The sequence below is a fragment of the Conexibacter woesei DSM 14684 genome, assembly GCF_000025265.1.
Taxonomy (GTDB): domain Bacteria; phylum Actinomycetota; class Thermoleophilia; order Solirubrobacterales; family Solirubrobacteraceae; genus Conexibacter; species Conexibacter woesei.
The window spans coordinates 6093570-6113242 of sequence record NC_013739.1 but is presented as its reverse complement, the minus strand read 5'-3'; the positions used below and the strand labels follow the sequence as shown (position 1 = coordinate 6113242).

At 74.1% G+C, this 19673-nt stretch carries 16 protein-coding genes; 14 read left to right on the top strand and 2 right to left on the bottom strand.

Going from position 1 to position 19673, the window contains the following annotated elements:
• Window positions 1–3 precede the first annotated feature (3 nt).
• The 13 genes from CWOE_RS28675 (at window position 4) to aceB (ending at window position 14786) form a co-directional block, all read left to right on the top strand.
• Window positions 4–945, top strand: coding sequence for an ABC transporter permease (locus CWOE_RS28675; RefSeq protein ID WP_012937162.1), 942 nt, complete (start codon window positions 4–6; stop codon window positions 943–945).
• The gene (locus CWOE_RS28670) at window positions 942–1814 is read left to right on the top strand and encodes an ABC transporter permease (RefSeq protein ID WP_012937161.1); all 873 of its coding nucleotides are present in this window, start codon (window positions 942–944) and stop codon (window positions 1812–1814) included. Before CWOE_RS28675 ends, CWOE_RS28670 begins: the two co-directional genes overlap by 4 nt.
• Window positions 1811–2827, top strand: a complete 1017-nt coding sequence (locus CWOE_RS28665; protein WP_012937160.1) for an ABC transporter ATP-binding protein — start codon at window positions 1811–1813, stop codon at window positions 2825–2827. Before CWOE_RS28670 ends, CWOE_RS28665 begins: the two co-directional genes overlap by 4 nt.
• Window positions 2811–3653: an ABC transporter ATP-binding protein gene (locus CWOE_RS28660; protein WP_012937159.1), complete on the top strand. Its 843-nt coding sequence runs from the start codon at window positions 2811–2813 to the stop codon at window positions 3651–3653. The genes CWOE_RS28665 and CWOE_RS28660 overlap by 17 nt, the downstream gene beginning before the upstream one ends.
• A 2-nt stretch (window positions 3654–3655) precedes the next feature.
• A complete protein-coding gene (locus CWOE_RS28655; RefSeq protein WP_012937158.1) occupies window positions 3656–5314 on the top strand; it encodes an ABC transporter substrate-binding protein in 1659 nt (552 codons plus the stop codon).
• A gap of 4 nt (window positions 5315–5318) precedes the next feature.
• Complete coding sequence (locus CWOE_RS28650; protein WP_012937157.1) at window positions 5319–6017, top strand: pyroglutamyl-peptidase I family protein; 699 nt, start codon at window positions 5319–5321, stop codon at window positions 6015–6017.
• 14 nt (window positions 6018–6031) lie between these two features.
• Complete coding sequence (locus CWOE_RS28645) at window positions 6032–7321, top strand: amidohydrolase family protein (protein ID WP_041731136.1); 1290 nt, start codon at window positions 6032–6034, stop codon at window positions 7319–7321.
• Window positions 7309–8673, top strand: a complete 1365-nt coding sequence (locus CWOE_RS28640; protein WP_012937155.1) for a dihydroorotase — start codon at window positions 7309–7311, stop codon at window positions 8671–8673. Before CWOE_RS28645 ends, CWOE_RS28640 begins: the two co-directional genes overlap by 13 nt.
• Complete coding sequence (locus CWOE_RS28635; protein ID WP_012937154.1) at window positions 8670–9704, top strand: aminopeptidase; 1035 nt, start codon at window positions 8670–8672, stop codon at window positions 9702–9704. Before CWOE_RS28640 ends, CWOE_RS28635 begins: the two co-directional genes overlap by 4 nt.
• Window positions 9701–10486: a (S)-ureidoglycine aminohydrolase gene (gene allE / locus CWOE_RS28630; RefSeq protein WP_012937153.1), complete on the top strand. Its 786-nt coding sequence runs from the start codon at window positions 9701–9703 to the stop codon at window positions 10484–10486. Before CWOE_RS28635 ends, allE begins: the two co-directional genes overlap by 4 nt.
• Complete coding sequence (locus tag CWOE_RS28625; RefSeq protein ID WP_012937152.1) at window positions 10483–11730, top strand: amidohydrolase family protein; 1248 nt, start codon at window positions 10483–10485, stop codon at window positions 11728–11730. Before allE ends, CWOE_RS28625 begins: the two co-directional genes overlap by 4 nt.
• A 336-nt stretch (window positions 11731–12066) precedes the next feature.
• The gene (locus CWOE_RS34270; RefSeq protein ID WP_041731132.1) at window positions 12067–13212 is read left to right on the top strand and encodes an aldolase/citrate lyase/malate synthase family protein; all 1146 of its coding nucleotides are present in this window, start codon (window positions 12067–12069) and stop codon (window positions 13210–13212) included.
• Window positions 13209–14786 carry a malate synthase A gene (gene aceB, locus CWOE_RS28615; RefSeq protein WP_012937151.1) on the top strand — a complete coding sequence of 526 codons (1578 nt, stop codon included), beginning with the start codon at window positions 13209–13211 and terminating at the stop codon, window positions 14784–14786. The genes CWOE_RS34270 and aceB overlap by 4 nt, the downstream gene beginning before the upstream one ends.
• Window positions 14787–14792: 6 nt before the next feature.
• On the opposite strand, the gene CWOE_RS28610 is transcribed toward aceB, so the two are convergent.
• Together CWOE_RS28610 and CWOE_RS28605 are read right to left on the bottom strand one after the other, a co-directional pair.
• Window positions 14793–16424, bottom strand: coding sequence for an ABC-F family ATP-binding cassette domain-containing protein (locus CWOE_RS28610; RefSeq protein ID WP_012937150.1), 1632 nt, complete (start codon window positions 16422–16424; stop codon window positions 14793–14795).
• A gap of 156 nt (window positions 16425–16580) precedes the next feature.
• Entirely contained in the window at window positions 16581–17657 is a 1077-nt protein-coding gene (locus CWOE_RS28605; protein WP_012937149.1) for a Fic family protein, read from the bottom strand.
• A gap of 160 nt (window positions 17658–17817) precedes the next feature.
• Here CWOE_RS28605 and CWOE_RS28600 point away from each other — a divergent pair, with 160 nt between their 5' ends.
• Complete coding sequence (locus tag CWOE_RS28600; protein WP_012937148.1) at window positions 17818–19653, top strand: alkaline phosphatase; 1836 nt, start codon at window positions 17818–17820, stop codon at window positions 19651–19653.
• Window positions 19654–19673 lie beyond the last annotated feature (20 nt).

The following is a 19673-nucleotide window of genomic DNA, read 5'->3' as shown; positions in this document are numbered from 1 at the left end:
ACGATGCGAACGTTCATCCTCGGGCGGCTCGCGACGCTGGTGCTGATCTGCCTCGCCGCGTCGTTCCTGGTCTTCCTGTCGCTGCATCTGGCGCCGGGCAGCCCGGAGAACTTCCTCGTGCGCGGCAACTCCGTGACGGCCGAGACGCTGAGAGCGGTGCGGGCCCAGTACAGCCTGGACGACCCGTTCATCGTGCAGTACTGGAACTGGCTGACGAACGCGGTGCAGGGCGACTTCGGCCGCTCGCTGCAGTTCCGCCAGTCGGTCTCCGGGCTGATCGAGTCGCGGCTGCCGACGACGCTGTTCCTCGTCGGCTACGCGGCGCTGCTGATCTTCGTCGTCGGCATCGGCCTCGGCGTGCTGGCCGCCGTCAAGCGCGGCACGGTCAACTCGATCGTGCTCGTCGTGACGTCGATCGGCACGGCGACGCCGGCGTTCGTGGCGGCGATCTTCCTCGTCACGATCTTCTCGGTGAAGCTCGGCTGGTTCCCGGCCTTCGGCAACGGCTCGGGTTTCCTCGACCGCGTATGGCACCTGACGCTGCCGGCGATCGCGCTCGCGATCAGCTCGGTCGCGCTCGTCGCCCGCGCGACCCGCTCGGCGATGGAGTCGGAGCTGAACGCCGAGTACGTCGAGACCGCCCGTGCGCGCGGGGTCCCCGAGCGCGCGGTGATCTGGCGTCACGCCTTCCGCAACGCGCTCGGGCCGATCGCGACGCTCGCCGGCCTGCTGGTCTCCAGCCTGCTCGTGATCACGACGCTGGTCGAGACGGTCTTCGGCCTCAGCGGCGTCGGCTCCCTGCTCGTGCAGGCGGTCAACGCGAAGGACTTCCCCGTCGTGCAGGCCGGCGTGCTGCTGATCGTCGGCGCCTTCGTCGTGACGAACGCGATCGTCGACATCGCCTACCCCTGGATCGATCCCCGCGTGCGCGGGAGGAAGCGATGAGCACCGCAGTCGAGATCCCCACCCCGCAGCTGTCGCGCGGCCTCGGCGTCTTCCGCCGGCTCGGCGGCGGCGCGCTGTTCTGGTTCGGCGTCGCCGTGCTGGTGCTGCTGACGCTGACGGCCGTCTTCGCGCCGCTGATCGCGCCGCACGACCCCAACGCCGTCGACCTCTCGCAGTCGCTCGCGGGCAGCTCGGCCGCGCACCCGCTCGGCACCGACGAGGCCGGCCGCGACACGCTCTCGCGGATCATCTACGGCAGCCGCACGAGCCTGATCGCGCCGCTGCTCGTCGTCGTCGGCGCGACCACGTTCGGCGTCCTGCTCGGCGTGCTCGCGGCGTGGCGAGGCGGCTGGACCGACCGCGTCCTCTCGCGCGTGATCGAGATCGCATGGGCGTTCCCCGGCCTGATGCTCGCGATGCTCGCCGTCGCGATGTTCGGCGCCGGCCTGAAGGCCGTCGTGCCGGCGCTGATCTTCGCCTACATCCCCTATATGGCACGGCTGACGCGCGGCGTCGCGCTGCGCGAGCGCGAGCGGCCGTACCTCGCCGCGCTCGACCTGCAGGGCTTCAGCGCGTGGTGGATCTGCCTGCGCCACCTGCTGCCGAACCTCGCGCCGTTCCTGCTCGCGCAGTCGGCGCTGCTGTTCGGCTACGCGCTGATCGACCTCGCCGGGCTGTCGTTCCTCGGCTTCGGCGTGCAGCCGCCGACGGCGGACTGGGGGACGATGATCTCCGAGGCGCAGTCGGCGCTGCTGCAGGGCGCGACGATCGGCCCGCTGTCGGTCGGCATCGTGATCGTCGTCACCGTCGTCGCGTTCAACCTCGTCGGCGAGGGTATCGCCGCGCGCGTCGGGAAGACCGACCGATGAGCGCGGCGCTGGAGATCACGAACCTCTCGCTTGCGCTCGGCGAGGGCGCTGCGCGCCGCGACATCCTCGGCGGCGTCGGCGTGCGCTGCGAGCGCGGCGAGGTCGTCGGCCTCGTCGGCGAGTCCGGCTCGGGCAAGTCGATGACGCTGCGCTCCGTGCTCGGCCTGCTGCCGCGCGGCGCGCAGGTCAGCGGGAGCGTGACCGTCGGCGACGTCGACGTGCTGACGTGCCCGCCCGAGGAGCTGCGCGAGATCCGCCGCAAGCGTGTCTCGATCATCTTCCAGGACCCCCGCGCGCACATCAATCCGGCGCGCCGGATCGGCGACTTCCTGACGGAGGGCATGGTCCGCAACGGCGTCGCGAAGGATGCGGCGCGGGAGCGTGCGAAGGAGCTGCTGCTCGCCGTCGGCCTGGAGCGCGCCGAGCACCACCTGAAGCAGTTCCCGCACGAGCTGTCGGGCGGCATGCTGCAGCGCGTGATGATCGCCTCGGCGCTCGCGTGCGAGCCGGAGGTGCTGCTGGCTGACGAGCCGACGACCGCGCTTGACGTCACGACGCAGGCGGAGATCATGGCGATCCTGCGCAGACTGCGCGACGAGCGCGGACTGACCGTCTTGCTCGTCACGCACGACCTCGAGCTGGCCGCCGCCGTCTGCGACCGCATCAACGTGATGTACGCCGGCACGATCGTCGAGCAGCAGCCGTCCGCGGCGCTGTTCGAGAACCCGCGCCATCCGTACACGGCCGGGCTGCTCGCGTCGAGCCCGCGGCGCGTCGCCGACGGCGAGCGCCTGTCGGCGATCCCGGGGCGGCCGCTGGGGCTGCACGAGGCGCCGGCCGGCTGCGTCTTCAGCACCCGCTGCGCCTACGTCACCGACGCCTGCGAGCAGGCGCGGCCGCCGCTGGCAGCGATCGCCGGCGGACGGTCGGCGTGTCGCCGCGAGGCGGAGCTGGGCGCGCTGCTGCCGACGACCACGAGCACGCAGGAGGTGGGACATGGCAGCGGTCGCTGAGACGGCGCCGGTCGTCCGCGTCGAGGGTTTGCGCAAGACCTTCGGCCCGCTGGTGGCGGTCGACGACGTGACCTTCGACGTGCCGCCCGGCGGCGCGCTCGGGATCGTCGGCGAGTCGGGCTCCGGCAAGACGACGACGGCGCGGATGCTCGTCGGCCTGGAGGATCCCGACGACGGCGGGATCGCGCTGCTCGGCGAGCCGCGCGCGAGCGGTTGGCTGTCGCGCGCCCGTCGCCGCGCCCGTGCCCGCGCGATCCAGATGGTCTTCCAGGACCCGTACCTGTCGCTCGACCCGCGCCAGACGGCCGGCGGCTGCATCGAGGAGGTCCTGCGGCTGCACTTCGACCTCTCGCCGGCCGACCGGCGGCGCAGAGCGTCCGAGCTGATGGACCAGGTCGGCCTGACCGAGCGCAACGCGGCGGCGCTGCCGCGGCAGCTCTCGGGCGGGCAGCGCCAGCGCGCCGCGATCGCGCGGGCGCTGGCGGCCGAGCCGCGCGTGCTCGTGCTCGACGAGGCGGTCGCGGCGCTCGACATCTCCGTGCAGGCGCAGGTCCTCAACCTGCTGACCGCGATCCGCGCCGAGCGTGAGATCGCCTACGTCTTCGTCAGTCACGACCTCGGCGTCGTCGAGTACGTCTGCGACGACGTGGTCGTGATGTTCCGTGGGCGCATCGTCGAGCGCGGGGCGGCGCGCACGGTGCTGTCCGCACCGCAGCACCCCTACACCAAGCTGCTGCTCGACTCCCTCCCGGGACCGGGCTGGCAGCCAGACGAGATCTCGGCGGCGCGGAGTCGCTTCCTCGCCGCCGAAGGACGAGAGGGATAGTCGTGGAGAGCATTCGGAAGCGGCCGCTCGCGGCCATCGCGGCATGCGCGCTGCTGGCCGCCGGCACGACCGCCTGCGGCGGCGCGACGAGATCGTCGTCCTCGACCCAAGGCGGCGGCACGACCGCCGGCGGCGGCGTCGCGCTGAGCGACGGCACGCCGGCGCCGGCGGGCGACGTCGACAAGGTCACGTGGGCGGTCTACGCCGAGCCCGCGTCGCTCGACTGGGCGTTCGCGAACGACTTCCCGCCGCTGGAGATCGGCGCGAACGTCTGCGAGAGCCTGTCCGCGGTCACGCCCGAGATGGAGATCGTCCCCGCGCTCGCGACCGGCTGGAGAGCGCCGAACCCGAAGACGCTCGTCTACACGTTGCGCGACGGCGTCAGATTCCACAGCGGCGCGCCGCTGACCTCCGAGGACGTCGCCTACAGCCTCGGCCGCAACCTCGACAGAAGCGTCGGCTCCTACTACGCCGGCGCCTACGCGAACGTGAGCAAGATCGAGGCGACCGGCCCGAACGAGGTGACGATCAAGCTCGAGCGTCCCGACGCGCAGCTGCCGAGCGCGCTCGCGACGCCCGCCGGCCGGATCGAGAGCAAGGCGTTCCTTGAGCAGAGAGGCAGAAGCTACGGCACGCCCGAGGGCGGCATCGACTGCACCGGGCCGTTCAGCTTCGGCAGCTGGACGAAGGGCCAGTCGGTCACGCTGGAGCGTTTCGATGGCTACTGGGACGCCGAGCGCGTGCCGAAGATCGCGCAGCTGGAGGTCGACTTCATCGCCGACCCGGCCGCGCGCGTCAACGCGCTCGCCTCCGGCACGATCGACGGCACCTACCAGGTGCCGACCTCGGGCTTCAAGAGACTCGGCTCCTCGCCGACCGGGACGCTCTCGTTCGGCCGCGCCGCCGGCAGCTACGTCGCGATGGTGACGAGCCTCGACGGGCCGCTCAGAGACGTCCGCATCCGCAGAGCGCTGTCGCTCGCGATCAACCGCGACGGGATCATCTCCAGCGTCCTCGACGGCGCCGCCGAGCCGCTGAAGGCGCCGGTCGCGCCGGGCGCGTGGGGCTACGCGAAGGAGACGTACAGAGCGGCCTACGACGCGCTGCCGGAGCCGTCCGGCTCGGTCGAGGAGGCGAAGAGACTGGTGCAGGAGGCGGGCGCTCCGAGCGAGCCGATCACCGTCGCGATCACGCGCGACCGCGAGGAGATGCCGACGATCGCGGCCGAGATGCAGCGCGCGGCGAGAGAGATCGGGCTGCAGCTGGAGATCAAGAGCCTCGCCGGCAACAGCTACAACGCGCTCTACTCCGACGCGAAGGCGCGCGACGGCGTCGACATGCTGTTCTCGCAGTGGGTGCCGGACTTCCCCGACCCGCTCCAGCTCTATCAGTACATGCGTGGCGACAACTTCTACGGCTACGCGAGATGGGAGGACCCCGACTTCATGCGCCTCACCTCCGAGGCGGCCGGCACGGCCGACGAGGAGCAGCGCGCCAGACTGATCGCGGAGGCGCAGGAGCGCGCCGTAGAGGCGCAGATCTGGATCCCGCTCTACACGCCGTACAACCCGGTCTTCCTCAACAAGCGGATCACCGGCGCGCCGACGAGCGCGGTCAACCTGACCTACTCGTGGGCGGCCGACCTGGGAGCGACGGGGTAGCGCGATGTCCGACCGTTGGATCCTCGTGACCGGCAACGGAGCGTTCGGCGACACGGCCGAGCGCTCCGAGCTGCGCTACGACGTCAATCCGAGCGCGCTCGTCGCGCAGCGGCTCGACGGCCGCGTCGTCGAGGGACGGCGCGTCGTCGGGCGTGCGCTCGACTGGGACGACTCGCCGCTGGAGGCGCTGGAGCCGCTGCTGTCCGGCGAGGACGGCACGGGCGGGGCGGGTCCGCCGGAGGCGATCGTCTCCTGCGGCGTCTTCTCCGAGAGAACGACGCTGCGGCTGGAGCGCGTCGCGGTCAACGTGCGCGACTTCCAGTTCGCCGACGGCGACCGCCGCCCGATCGACGAGCCGGTCGTGGAGGGCGGTCCGGCCGCCTACCTCTCGACGCTGCCGATCAAGGCGGCGGTGCAGGCGGTGCGCGCCGCGGGCGTCCCGGCGGTCGTCTCCAACAGCGCCTCCACGCACGGCTGCAACTCCGTCATGTACTGCGCGCTGCACCTCGTCGCGACGCGCGGCCTGCCGACGCGTGCCGGCTTCGTGCACCTGCCCGACCCGCCCGAGCACGTCGCCCGGCTCGGCCGCCCGACGGCGAGCATGTGCCTCGACGACCAGGTGCGCGGCGTCGAGGCGGTGATCGGCGCGGTCGTCCTGAACCCGGTCGACGTGCGGCTTCCGTCCAACGAATGGGAATGGTGAGCGTGTCTGCTGATGTGACCCCGGCCGATCTGTCGATCGAGGACGCGCGCGTGCTCGGCCGCGAGGGGCGCTTCGACGTCGCGATCGCCGATGGCGTGATCCGCTCGGTGACGCCGCGCGACGGCGGCGGTGCGGCGGGAGCGGGCGCGGCGGGTGCGGCTCCGGTCGTTCCGGCTCCCGCGATCGAGCGGATCGACGCGCGCGGCGGGCTCGTCTCGCCGTCGTTCGTCGAGCCGCACTACCACCCCGACAAGGCGTTCAGCCGCCGGGGGCGCGTCGAGCAGCCGGACGGCTTCGAGCTGGCGCGCGAGATCAAGGCCGGCTTCACCGAGGCGGGCGTCGAGGCGCGCGCGACCGAGGCGTTCCGGCTCGCGGTCTCCCAGGGCGTTGGCAGCATGCGCGCGAACGTCGACGTCGACTCGATCGCCGGGCTGACGAACGTCCGCGGCGTGCTCGCCGCGCGCGAGCGCGTGCGCGACCTGATCGACGTGCAGGTCGTCGCCTTCCCGCAGGAAGGCCTGCTGCGCGACGCGCCGGCGCAGGAGCTGCTGGTGCAGGCGATGGCCGAGGGCGCCGACGTCGTCGGCGGCTGGCCGAACGTCGAGGACGGCGAGGCGGCGCAGCTCGCCCACCTCGACTTCGTCTTCGATCTCGCCGAGCGCTTCGACGCCGACCTCGACGTGCACGTCGACTGCTACTGCGACCCGGCGGAGCGGATGCTGGAGCCGCTGGCGGAGCGCACGCTCGCGCGCGGCTTCGAGGGCCGCGTGCTGGCGAGCCACTGCTGCGGCCTGGAGGTCTACCCCGACGACGACGCGCGGCGCGTGATCGGCCGCGTCGCCGCGGCGCAGATCCACGTCTGCGTGCAGCCGGCGAACACGTCGGCGCAGTACGGCCCGCGCGGGCTCTCGCGCACGCGCGAGCTGCTGGCGGCCGGCGTCCCGGTCAGCGCCGGCAGCGACAACATGTTCGACGGCTGGTACCTGCTCGGCAACCTCGACCCGCTCGACCGCGCCGTGCTGGCCTACCACGGCGCCGGGCTCGGCGGCCGCTACACGCACCTCCCGACCGAGCTGCTGTGGGAGCTGGTGACCGACCGCGCCGCCGCCGCGATCGGCACGACCCCCGGTCGCGTCGAGGCCGGGGCGCCCGCCGACCTCGTCGTCTTCGACGCGCCCGACGTCGAGCTGGCGCTGGCGGCGCTGCCCGGCAAGCGCACGACGATCAAGCGCGGGCGCGTCGTCGCCGCGCGCGAGAGCGCGGTCTGGTCGGTGGGCGGGAGGTGCGCCGCGTGCGCACCGTGATCGCCGGCGGCGGCGTGCTCACGCCGCGCGGCCTGGAGCGGCTGCACGTCGCGGTCGAGGGCGGCCACGTCGCCGAGCTGCTCGACCCGGCCGCGCCGCTGCGCGCCGACCGCACGATCGACGCGAGCGGCCTGCTCGTGCTGCCCGGGGCGATCGACCCGCACGTCCACTTCGACGTCCCCGGCGACGACGTCGCGACCGACTTCGCGCACGGCACCCGCTGCGCGGCGGCCGGCGGCGTCACGTTCGTCGTCGAGCACCCGTTCACCGACCCGCTCGTGACGACCGCCGAACGCTATGCCGACAAGGCGGTCGCGGCAGCCCGCGGCGCGGTCGTCGACTTCGGCCTGTGGGGCGGGCTCGCTGCCGGCTCGATCGGCGAGATCGCCGGCCAGGCCGCGCTCGGCGCGGGCGGCTTCAAGGCGTACATGGCGAGCAACGACATGGACTGGCCGCCGGCGGACGAGGCGACGCTGCGCGAGGGCTTCGCCGCCGTCGCCGCCGTCGGCGGGCTCGCGCTCGTGCACGCGGAGGACCGCGCGACGGTCGACGCGGCGACGGCCGAGATCCGCGCGAGCGGCCGCACCGACGCGCTCGCCGCCGCCGACGCGCGCCCCGCCGTCGCCGAGACGATCGCCGTCAGACTCGTGCTGGAGCTGGCCGCCGAGACCGGCGCGCGTGTCCATCTGCTCCACCTCTCCACGCCGGAGGCCGTCTCGCTCGTGCTCGCCGCCCGCGCCCGCGGCCTCGACGTCAGCTACGAGCTGACCGCCCACCACCTGCTGCTCGACCGCGACGACCTCGCGCGCGTCGGCGCGCTCGCGACCTGCGCACCGCCACTGCGCGACCGCAGCGCGCGCGAGCGGCTGTGGGAGGTCGTACTGGCCGGCGAGGGCGACATGGTCGTGACCGACCACTGCCCCTACGACGTCGCCGACAAGCTCGCCGGCGAGCGCTCGCCGCTCGACCGCCCGCACGGCGTCCAGAGCCTGCAGGAGTACCTGCCGCTGCTGTTCGACGCGGCCGTCGGCCGCCGCGGGATGGGCGTCCCGGAGCTGGTCGCGCTGACCGCCGCCGGGCCCGCGAGACGGCTCGGCCTGTACCCGCGCAAGGGCGCGATCGCGCTCGGCTCCGACGCCGACCTCGTGCTGCTCGACCCGGGCGCGGAGTGGGTGCTCGACCCGGCGCGCCAGCTGTCGGAGAGCCAGTGGTCGCCGTACGCGGGGCGCGAGCTGCGCGGCGCCGTCGTCACGACGATCGCCCGCGGCGAGACCGTCTTCGCCGACGGCGAGGTGCGCGCCGCGCCCGGCCGCGGCCGCTTCACGCCGCTCGCGCGGGGAGCCGCGGCATGAGCGTCGCGACCGACATGCTGCTCGCCGGTGCGCGCACCGTCATGGGCCAGTGCCTCGCGGTCGGGCTGGAGGACCGCGTCCTGATCCTGACCGACGAGCCGACGCACGAGCTGGCGCGGCACCTGCTCGTCGCCGCGCGCGAGCTGGCGCCGGCGGCGCTCGTGCTCGCCGGCCCGGTCGGCGAGCGGCCGTACGAGGAGGTGCGCGATCGCTTCGCATCGGCGCTGCGCGCCGAGCGCCCGACGGTGACCGTCTTCGCCGGCGTCGACGACGCCGACCTGCTCGCATGGGACGACGGCTTCCAGTCGCTGCTGGACGAGCTGGGCACGCGCCACGCGCACATGCCCGGGCTCGACGCCCGCTGCCTCGGCGAGGGGATGGCGATCGACTACGCCGAGGTGGCTCGCTTCACCGAGGCGACGTGCGCGCGGCTCGCCGGCGCCGAGCAGGTCCACGTGCGCGACGCCGAGGGGACCGACGTGCTGCTGCGCTGCGAGCCCGGGCGCCGTGCCTGGAGCCCGATGACCGGGCTCTACACCGAGCCCGGCCGCGGCGGCCGGCTGCCGCAGGGCGAGACCTTCTGCGCGCCGCTGAGCGCCGACGGGACGATCGCCACGCGCGTGATCGGCTACCCGTTCAACGCCCGCCTCGGCCTGCTGGACGAGCCGGTCCGGATCGAGGTCGCCGCCGGCCGCGCGACCCAGCTCTCACACCCCGACGGCACGCTCGCCGCCGAGCTGTGGGCGTGGCTGACCGAGCACGAGAACGGCGTCCGCGTCGGCGAGCTGGCGATCGGCACGAACACGGCGCTGACATCGATCTCGGGCAACCTGCTCTTCGACGAGAACGTGCCCGGCGTCCACATCGCGTTCGGTCACCCGTTCCCCGAGTGGACCGGCGCCGACTACCGCTCCGACGTCCACGTCGACGTCGTCGTCGCGCGTCCCGACCTGACCGTCGACGGCGTCGCGCTGCTGCGCGCCGGCGCCTACGTCACCACCTCCGACCCCGACACGAGGACCGCACCGTGACCGGACCGCTGCCCCGCGCGGACTACGTCAGCCGCTCCCGCGGCCGCCTGACGTCCGCCTACACGCTCGTCACCCCCGACAACCGCGTCGAGGACGCGCTGCCGTTCCTGCACGACGTCGTGGTCCGCCCGCTCGTGACGCCGCGCCTGCGACCCGCCGCGTTCGGCGAGTACTTGCTGGAGCTGGCGGCGAACGGCGCGACGTCGCGCCCGCTCGCGCCCGAGCGCGAGCACTTCGCCTGGTGCCTCGACGGCCGCGTCGCGGTCGGCGAGACGGTCCTCGAGGCCGGCGGCTGGACGTATCTGCCGCCGGGCCGCGGGCTGGAGCTGCGCGCGGTCGACGGCCCGGCGCGGGCGCTGTGGGTCACGCGCCGCTACGACGCAGTGGAGGCGCTCGAGCCGCCGGACCCGCTCACCGGCCACATCGACGACACCGCCTGGCTGCCGGACACGATGGACGGCGGCAGCTACGCGCTGCTGCTGCCGACCGAGACCGACCAGCGCTACGACATGGGCATGAACCTGATGCGGTTCGAGCCCGGGGCGTACTTCCCGATGGTCGAGCTGCACCACCACGAGCACGGCCTCTGGATGCTGGAGGGACAGGGCCTCTACCACCTCGACGGCGACACGCACGAGGTGACGGCGGAGGACTTCGTCTACATGGCGCCGTACTGCCCGCAGCACTACGCCGCGCTCGGCTGGAGCCGCACGACCTACCTGCTCTACAAGGACGTCAACCGCGACGGCTTCGGCGCCGCCGGCCACGGGGTGCGCGGATGAGCGCGCCGCTCGCCGACCTCGTGATCGCGGGCGCGCGCCTGCACGGGCACGACGGGCTCGTCGACGTCGTCGTCGAGGGCGAGACGATCGCGGCGGCCGGCCCGCGCGCCGGCGACGGTCGCGTCGCGGTCCGCCGGATCGAGGCGCGCGGCGGGCTCGTGACGCCGTCGTTCGTCGAGCCGCACACGCACCCGGACAAGTCGTTCAGCCGCAGCCGCATCGGCGAGGTCGGCTTCGCCGACGACCTGATGCGGCGCCAGGTCGCGCTCAAGGCCGGCTTCACCGTCGCGGACGTCGAGGAGCGCGCGACGCGCTTCTTCACGCTCGCCGCCGCGCAGGGGATCGGGCTGCTGCGCGCGCAGGTCGACATCGACAGCATCACGCGGCTCGTCTCGTTCGAGGGCGTGATGCGCGCCCGCGAGCGCTGCCGCGACCTGCTCGACGTGCACGTCACCGCCTTCCCGCAGGAGGGCCTGATGAAGGACGCCGCCGCCCTGGACCTGCTGCGCGTGGCGCTGCGCGACGGGGCCGACTGCGTCAGCGGCTGGCCCAACAACGAGAACTCGAAGGAGGACGAGCTGGCGCACCTCGACCTCGTCTTCGAGCTGTCGCAGGAGTTCGGCGTCCCGATCGACGCGAACATCGACTACTTCACCGACCCGACCGAGCGGATGCTGGAGCCGATGGCGGAGCGGACGCTCGCGCTCGGGATGGGCGGCCGCGTCAGCGCCAACCACGTCGGCGCGCTGGAGACGTACGCCGACGCCGACGCCGCGCGCGTGATCGCGAAGGTCGCTGAGGCCGGCGTGTCGGTCACGATCTGCCCGACGAACCTGTCGAGCGGGACGAGATACCGCGGCGTCTCGCGGCCGCACGAGCTGCGCGCGGCGGGCGTCAACGTGACCGCCGGCACCGGCAACTTCCACGACAACTGGGAGTCGTTCGGCAACCTCGACCCGGCCGACCTCGCGCGCCTCGCCTACCACGCGCTCGGCCTCTCGCACGTCGAGGGCGTCGACCTCGTGTGGGAGATGCTGACGGTCAACGCGGCGCGCGCGCTGGGGACCGCGGCGGGCAGCGTCGCCGCCGGGCAGCCGGCCGACCTCGTCGTCTTCGAGGCGGCCGACCGCACGACGATCGTGCGCGGCTTCGGCGGCGCGCGCACGACGGTCAAGCGCGGCCGCGTCGTCGCCGGGCGGACCGCCAGCTCCTGGGTCGCCGACCTCCCGGCTGCGTCGGCGTGAGCGTCGGCGAGGCGATCGACTCCGCGCTGGCGGAGGAGCTGCACCGCCGCTTCGCGGTGCGGCGTCGCGCGCTGCTCGCCGAGCGCGTGACGCGTCGCCGCGCCGGGTTGGACGCCCGCAGGACCGTCGACGGGCCGGCCGGCGACTGGACCGTCGGAGCCGCACCCGCCGGGGGCGGGGCGGTATTCCCACGGCGCGTCGTCGAGCTGTGCGCGCCGGCCGAGCCGGACGTGCTCGGCGACGCGATGCGCTCGCAGGTCGACGTCGTGATGGCTGACCTCGAGGACACGCTCGTGCCGACGTGGGGAGCGCATCGTCGCCGCCCACGCCTGCCTGGTGGAGCACGCCGGCACGGTCGCCGCCGGGCGGCCCGCGCTCGTCGTCCGCCCGCGCGGGCTGCACCTCGACGAGCCGCGCGTGCGGGTCGGCGGCGAGGCGGTCGCCGCCGCACTGTTCGACGTCGCGACGTTCCTCGCCGGCGCGGCGCCGTTGCTGCTCGCGGCGGGCGCGCGGCCGCACCTCTACCTGCCGAAGATCGAGAGCGCGGACGAGGCGGCGCTGTGGTCCGACGTGCTCGACGCGGTCGAGACGGCGCTCGGGCTGGAGCCCGGCACGGTCGTCGTCTCGGTGCTGGTCGAGACGGTCGGCGGTGTCGTCGAGCTGGACGCGATCGTCTACGCGCTGCGCGCGCGCGTGACCGCGCTCAACGCCGGCCGCTGGGACTACCTGTTCGACTTCGTCCGCTGCGCCGGCAGCGACGCGCGCGCGACGCTGCCCGAGCGCGGTCGGCTGTCGATGGACCTGCCGTTCCTCGTCGCCTACCAGCGGCGGATCGTCGAGGTCGCCCACCGCCGCGGCGCCGCCGCGATCGGCGGGATGGCGCCGGCCGCGCCGGCCGACGGTGCCGTCGGCCCGCTGTCGGCCGACGTCGTGCGCGCGGTCGTCGCCGACAAGCGCCGCGAGGCGGCGCTCGGCTTCGACGGCGCCGTCGTCGCCCACGCCGGCATGACCGACGCGGTCCGCGAGGCGTTCGCGACGACCGCCGTCGAGCGCGCGGCCCCCGCCGGTGCGGCCCCCGCCGCCCACGCGCTCGCCGCCCACGCGCCCGTCGAGGCGATCCTCGACCTCGGCGACACGTGGCACGGCCCGCTCGCCGTCAGCGGACTGCGCGAGGCGGTCGCGGTCGCGACGCGCTACCTCGACAGCTGGCTCGGCGGCCGCGGCCTCGTCACGATCGCCGGCCGCCCCGAGGAGCTGTCGTGCGTCGAGATCGCCCGCGCGCTGCTGTGGTCGTGGGTGCAGAGGGGCGTCGCGCTCGACGACGGCACGCACCTCACGCCCGAACGCTTCGCCGCGGAGCTGGCGGAGGCCGCCGGCGAGCGGCGCACCACCGCGGCCGCCCTGCTCGGCGAGCTGGTCGGCCGCAGCGAGCTGAGCGACGACGTCGTCCCGCTCGCGATGACCCTGATCGAACCGTCCTGAAGGAGCCTCCCATCACCCCCCTGACCGTCTCACTCGCCCGCCCGCCGCACGACGAGCGGCTCGCCGCCGTCGTCTCGCCCGAGGCGCTCGCGTTCCTCGCCGAGCTGCACGGCCGGTTCGGCGAGCGGCGCGACGGCCTGCTCGCCGCCCGCCGCGAGCGTCCCGCGCCGGCCGGCTTCCTCGACGCGACGCGCGAGATCCGCGAGGGCGACTGGACGGTCGCGCCGCCGCGCGGCGACTACGCCGACCGCCGCGTCGAGATCACCGGGCCGACCGACCGAAAGCTCGTCATCAACGCGCTCAACTCGGGCGCACGCGGCTTCATGGCCGACTTCGAGGACGCGACGACGCCGCTGTGGGGGACGGTGCTGGAGGGGCAGCGCAACCTGACCGAGGCGATCGACGGCACGATCGTCCACGAGGAGGCCGACGGCCGCCGCTACGAGCTGAACGACGAGGTCGCGACGCTGCTGGTGCGCCCGCGCGGCTGGCACCTGCCCGAGCAGCACGTGACCGCCGGAGGCGAGCCGCTCGCGGGCGCGCTCGTCGACGCCGGCCTGTTCCTGTTCCACAACGGTCGCCGCCTGCTCGAACGCGGCTCGGCGCCGTACCTCTACCTGCCGAAGCTCGAGCACCACGACGAGGCCGCGCTGTGGCACGACGTGCTGAGCTGGTGCGAGCAGGCACTCGGGCTCCCGCACGGGACGGTCCGCACGACGGTGCTGATCGAGACGCTGCCCGCGGTCTTCCAGATGGAGGAGATCCTGTTCGCGCTGCGCGAGCGCTCCTACGGCCTCAACGCCGGCCGCTGGGACTATCTCTTCTCCGCGATCAAGACGTTCCGCGACCGCGCCGACATGGTCCTGCCGAACCGCACCGACGTGTCGATGACGGTCCCCTTCATGCGCTCCTACACCGAGCTGCTCGTCGCCACCTGCCACCGCCGCGGCGCGTTCGCGATGGGCGGGATGGCGGCGCTGATCCCGTCGCGCAGCGACGCCGAGGCGACGGCGCGCGCGGTCGCCGCCGTGCGCGAGGACAAGGAGCGCGAGGCGGGCGCCGGCTTCGACGGCACGTGGGTCGCGCACCCCGGCGTCGTCGCCGTCGCGGAGGAGGCGTTCGACGTCGTGCTGGGCGCGCGGCCGAACCAGATCGAGCGCCGCCGCGACGACGTCCGTCCCGACGCCGCCGCGCTGCTCGACCTCGGCGCGACGCCGGGCGCCGTCACCGAGGCGGGCGTCCGCGGCGCCTGCCGCGTCGGCTTCCTCTACCTCTCCGCCTGGCTCGGCGGCCGCGGCGCCGTCGGCATCGACGGGCTGATGGAGGACGCGGCGACGGCCGAGATCTGCCGCGCGCAGCTGTGGCAGTGGATCCGCCACGCGACCCCGCTCGACGACGGCCGCCCGGTCACGCGCGAGCTGGTCTCGGCGCTGCTCGCCGAGGAGGTCGCGCGGACGGGCGTGGAGGACGCGACGGCGCAGGAGATCCTCGAGCAGGTCGCGCTCGCGGAGGAGTTCCCCGAGTTCCTGACGCTGATCGCGTACCCGCGGCTGGAGGAGCGGGCGCCGGCGTAGCGGGGCTCACAACGCCAGCTCCCGCTCCAGCCTCAGCGCCGCGCGCAGGCGCCGGTCGTGCGTCGCGACGACGAGCGCACCGGGCCACGCGTCGAGCGCCGTCTCCAGCGTCTCCAGCGAGGCGACGTCGAGGTGGTTGGTCGGCTCGTCGAGCAGCAGGCAGGTCGCGCGCCGGTGCGCGAGGACGGCCAGCTCCGCGCGCGTGCGCTCGCCCGGCGAGAGCGTGTCGGCGGGGCGCTCCGCGGCGTCCGCCTCCAACCCGTAGGAGGCGAGCGCCGTGCGGGCGTCCGCCTCGCCGAGGCCGGTCAGCTCGCGCACGGCCGCGGCCAGCGGCCGCGGGTCGCGCGCGAGCCGGTCGCGCTCCTGCCCGAGCTGTGCGACGACCGCGCCGGGGCCGACGCGGCGGCTGCCGGCGTCGAGCGGCAGGTCGCCGATCAGCGCCGCCAGCAGCGTCGACTTGCCGCTGCCGTTGGGGCCGCTCAGCAGCACGCGGTCGCCGTGGCGCAGCTCGAGGTCGAGCGGGCCGAGTGCGAACGACGCGCGCCGCACGACCGCGCCGCTCAGCTCGACGACGGCGCCGCCGCGCCGCTCGGCGGCGGTCAGCCGCAGCCGCAGCGGGCGATCCTGCCATGGCTTGTCGGGCACCTCGACGCGCTCGGCGCGCTTGGCTATCACGCTCGCACGGTGCGCGACACCGTCGGCGCGCGAGGCGAACCACTCCTTCACGTGCTTGTCGCCGTCGCTGGGGCGGCGGTTGATCTTGCGTGTCGTCGTAGCGGAGCGACGCCGCGCCTCGGTCGAGGCCGCGGTCAGCTGCGTGCGCTTGGCGAGCGCATCGGCGTGCTCGGAGAACGCCCGCTCGCGGGCCGCGTCGCGCTCGCGCTCGTAGGCGTCCCAGCCGCCCGCGTAGGCGGTCGCCTTCCCGGTGCGCGCGTCGAGCGCGACGATCTCGCGCGCCGCGGCGGCGAGCAGCGCGCGATCGTGCGAGACGAGCACGATCCCGCCGTCGCGCTCGGCGAGCAGCTGCGTGAGACGGTCGAGCCCGTCGGCGTCGAGGTGGTTGGTCGGCTCGTCGAGCAGCACGACGTCGAAGCGCGACGTGCGCAGCGCGGCGAGGCCGGCGCGGGCCGCCTGCCCGCCGGAGAGCGTCCGCAGCGGGCGGTCGAGCAGCTCGGGCGCGAGCCCCAGCTGGTCGGCCGCGGCGGCGAGCCGCGCCTCGGCGTCGGCGCCGCCGAGCGTGACCCACCGCAGCAGCGCCTCGGCGTGTCCGTCGATCGCGTCGAGCCAGCCGCGGTCGAGCGCGGCCGTCATGCGGTCCAGCTCGCGCGTCGCCGCCGCGACGCCGATCCGTTCGAGGATCGTCGCACGCACGGTCGCGTCGTCGCTGCCCTCAGCGGCAGCGGCGGCGTCAGTCGCGAGCTGCGGCAGGTAGCCGATCGTGCCGTGGCGGGCGACGCTGCCGCCGTCGGCCTCCTCGATCCCGGCGAGGATCCGCAGCAGCGTCGACTTGCCGGCGCCGTTGGGGCCGACGAGCGCGATGCGGCTGCTGCTGTCGACCCGCAGGTCGACGCCGTCGAGCACCGTGCGGGTGCCGTGACGGCGGGTGATGCGTGTGGCGTCGAGCAACGCCGATGACATACGAGACTCCTGGTACGCGTGTTTCCGAGGACAGTGGGAGAGCCGCGATCGGGGCTCTCGGGGTGGCTGTCAGTGGGAAGTACGCATAAGAACGGCCCGAAGGCCGGCGGGCACCCTAGCACGGCGAGCGGGGCCGGCGCAAGCGCGCCGGCGGCGTCAGCGTGCGGCGATCCGCTCGCGCAGCGTGTCGCTCGCGCGGTAGCGCACATTGCGCCCTCTGCCGACCGCGGTCACGAGGCCGGCGTCGAGCAGGCGGCGGAGGTCGGCCGTCGCGGTCGCCGCTGAGACACCCGCCTCGTTGCCGTACGCGGTGCGGTCGGTCGGCCCGAAGAGGCTCTGCTCCAACGCGATCACGAGCCGGTCCGGCCAGCCGCGCTCCTCGGCAAGCCCTTCGAGCTTGTCCCAGCGGGCACCGGCCGCGTCGAGCAGCTGCAGCCGCCGGCGGCCCTGCGAGAGATGCGCGTGGAGGCAGAACTCGACCCAGGCGCTTGCGTCGCGCGTGGGGTCGTACGTCGTGCGCACGCCCTGCAGAGCGTCGTAGTAGTCGGCGGTGTGCTCGCCGAGGTATTCCTCGATCGACGACAGCTCGGGCGCCAGCGGCCCCTCGCGCGCGAGCACGAGCGACTGCACGATGCGGGCGACGCGGCCGTTGCCGTCGGCGAACGGATGGACCGAGACGACGTGCAGGTGCGCCATCGCCGCGCGCACGACCGGATGCGCGCCGTCGTCGCTCTCGGCGAGCCACGCGACGACCTCGTCCATCAGCTCCGGCACCTGCTCGGGTGGCGGCCCCTCGAAGACGAGTCCGCCGTCCCCGCGTGTGACGCCGACGCCCGTTCGGCGCCAGCGGCCCGGCCGCATGTCGCGCTGGAACGAGCAGGCGTCGAAGTGGAGGTCGAGCAGGACGCGGTCGAGCCAGCGGAAGGCGTCGTCATCGGTGAGCGCGACGACATGGTCCATCGCGTGGCCGTAGCAGGCGACCGCCATCCGGTCCTCGTCCGCCGGGTCGAGCCGTGTGCGGCCGTCGAGCAGCGCGGAGACTTCCGTGCGCGGCACCGTGAAGCCCTCGATCGCGGTCGAGCTGGCGACGTCGGTCGCGCGGAACTCGCGCCGCAGCGGTCCGAGCCAGCGCGCGGGCCGGGCCGCGGACTCGCCCAGCTCGCGGCGGACGCCGTCCAGCTCCCTGAGCAGGCGTCTGGTGGTGCGATTCGGTCTGGGGGTCGCGAAGATCACGCCGAGCAGTTTAGCCGATCATTCGCCTATGCGAATAGGCGAATGATCGGCGAAACGATCACACGAAAGTCACGCTCGCGACACGGGTCCGTCACGAACCGTCACATCGCCGCCACATACCGTCGGCCGGCCTCTGCAGACCTCTCACCACTGGATTTCGATGAAACGACCGACCCGCACCCTGGCGCTGGCGACGGTGCTCGCGCTCGCCGGCGGCGCGACCGCGACCGCGCTCACCTTCGACGGCAAGGAGGACCGCTCGGCCGCGGTCGCCTCCGCGATCGACCCGAGCACGCCGAAGAACGTGATCCTGCTGATCGGCGACGGGATGGGCGAGTCGGAGATCACCGCGGCACGCAACTACGTCGGCGTCACGACCGCGCGCCTGAACATGGACACGATCCCGTTCCGTGGCGTCGCGACGACGTACGCGGTCAACGACGCCGCCGCCACGCGGCCGAACTTCGTGACCGACTCTGCCGGCGGCGGCAGCCAGTGGTCGACGGGCAGGAAGACGCTCGCCAGCCGCATCTCGCAGGCGCCGACCGACGATCCCGCCGTGCCCGGCACGAACGCCGGCTACGACACCGCGCTGGAGATCGCCAAGCGACTCGGCAAGCGCACCGGCAACGTCACCACCTCCGAGGTCACCGACGCGACGCCGGCCGCGATGTCGGCGCACATCAGCGAACGCGACTGCAAGGGGCCCGAGGCGACCCGCACACTCTGTCCGCAGGAGACGAAGGCGGCGGGTGGGCTCGGCTCGATCGCCGAGCAGCAGATCGACCTGCGGATGGACGTCCTGCTCGGCGGCGGCGGCAAGGACTTCAGACAGACGCTCGACGGCTCCGCCAGAACCGTCTTCGACTACGCCGCCGAGAGAGGCTTCCGGCGCGTCGCGAACAAGGACGAGCTGGCCGCGATCACGTCGCTGGACGGCGGCCCCGTGCTCGGCGTCTTCGACGACGGCATCTTCGAGCAGCAGTACAACGACGATCGCGCGAAGCGGCTCGGCGAGATCGAGACGATCAGATGCGACGAGACGCACGGCAGAACGCTCGAGCCGCACATGCCGCAGCTGTCGGAGATGACGCAGAAGGCGATCGACCTGCTGGAGAGCCCGAGCGGCTTCTTCCTCCAGGTCGAGGGCGCCTCGATCGACAAGCAGGCGCACACAGCGGCCGGCTGCGGGCAGATCGGCGAGCTGATCGCCTTCGACGAGGCGATCGGCGTCGCGCTGAGATACCAGCGCGAGCACCCTGACACGCTCGTCGTCGTCGCGGCCGACCACGCGCACGCCGGCCTGATCGTCAGCCCGACCACAGACACGACGGCGGGCCCGCCCGGCTACAGCCAGATCATCGTGACGCGCGACGGCACGCCGATGATGCTCACCTACGGCACGGCCGGCGGCGTCGCGCTCCCGCAGAAGGCGAAGACGCAGCAGCACACGGGCTCGGCGGTCCCGGTGATGGCGATCGGCCCGCAGGCGGCGAACGTCTCCGGTGCGCACGACCTGACCGACCTCTTCCCGCTGATCTCGTTCCAGCGCACGCCGTCGGAGCTGGAGCAGCCCGAGACGGTGACCGTGACGCAGACGACGACGGTCCCCGGCCCGGCCACGACCACGACCGTCCCCGGCCCGGCCACGACGGTGCCGGGGCCGGAGCGGACGGTGGAGCGGCCCGGCCCGGCCGCCGCGCCGAAGCTGGTGGCGGGCGTCGCCGCGCCGCCGCGTGTGCGGGTGGCGGAGCTGCGCGCAGGACTGCCGCTGACGCTCGTCGCGACGCGCGACGGCCGCGCGCGTGTCGAGCTGACCGACGGCAGTGGCCGCACGCTCGCGCGCAAGACGGTCGCGGTGCGCGCAGACCGCGCGGCCGCGACGCGCCTCGCCGTGCAGCCGCGCGGCGACGTGCGCAGAGTGCGCGTGCGCGTCACGGTGAGCGCCGGTGGGCAGCGCGCGCAGGCGTCGGCGAGCGTCGCGATCGGGCGCTGAGCGACGGCGGGCGGCGCGCG

Excerpts from the sequence above, each read along its gene's own strand:
- CWOE_RS28675 (WP_012937162.1), top strand. The coding sequence starts at position 4 with ATGCGAACGTTCATCCTCGGGCGGCTCGCGACGCTGGTGCTGATCTGC.
- CWOE_RS28610 (WP_012937150.1), bottom strand. The coding sequence starts at position 16,424 with ATGTCATCGGCGTTGCTCGACGCCACACGCATCACCCGCCGTCACGGC.
- CWOE_RS28625 (WP_012937152.1), top strand. The coding sequence starts at position 10,483 with ATGAGCGCGCCGCTCGCCGACCTCGTGATCGCGGGCGCGCGCCTGCAC.
- CWOE_RS28600 (WP_012937148.1), top strand. The coding sequence starts at position 17,818 with ATGAAACGACCGACCCGCACCCTGGCGCTGGCGACGGTGCTCGCGCTC.
- CWOE_RS28635 (WP_012937154.1), top strand. The coding sequence starts at position 8,670 with ATGAGCGTCGCGACCGACATGCTGCTCGCCGGTGCGCGCACCGTCATG.
- CWOE_RS28670 (WP_012937161.1), top strand. The coding sequence starts at position 942 with ATGAGCACCGCAGTCGAGATCCCCACCCCGCAGCTGTCGCGCGGCCTC.
- CWOE_RS28650 (WP_012937157.1), top strand. The coding sequence starts at position 5,319 with ATGTCCGACCGTTGGATCCTCGTGACCGGCAACGGAGCGTTCGGCGAC.
- CWOE_RS28660 (WP_012937159.1), top strand. The coding sequence starts at position 2,811 with ATGGCAGCGGTCGCTGAGACGGCGCCGGTCGTCCGCGTCGAGGGTTTG.
- CWOE_RS28665 (WP_012937160.1), top strand. The coding sequence starts at position 1,811 with ATGAGCGCGGCGCTGGAGATCACGAACCTCTCGCTTGCGCTCGGCGAG.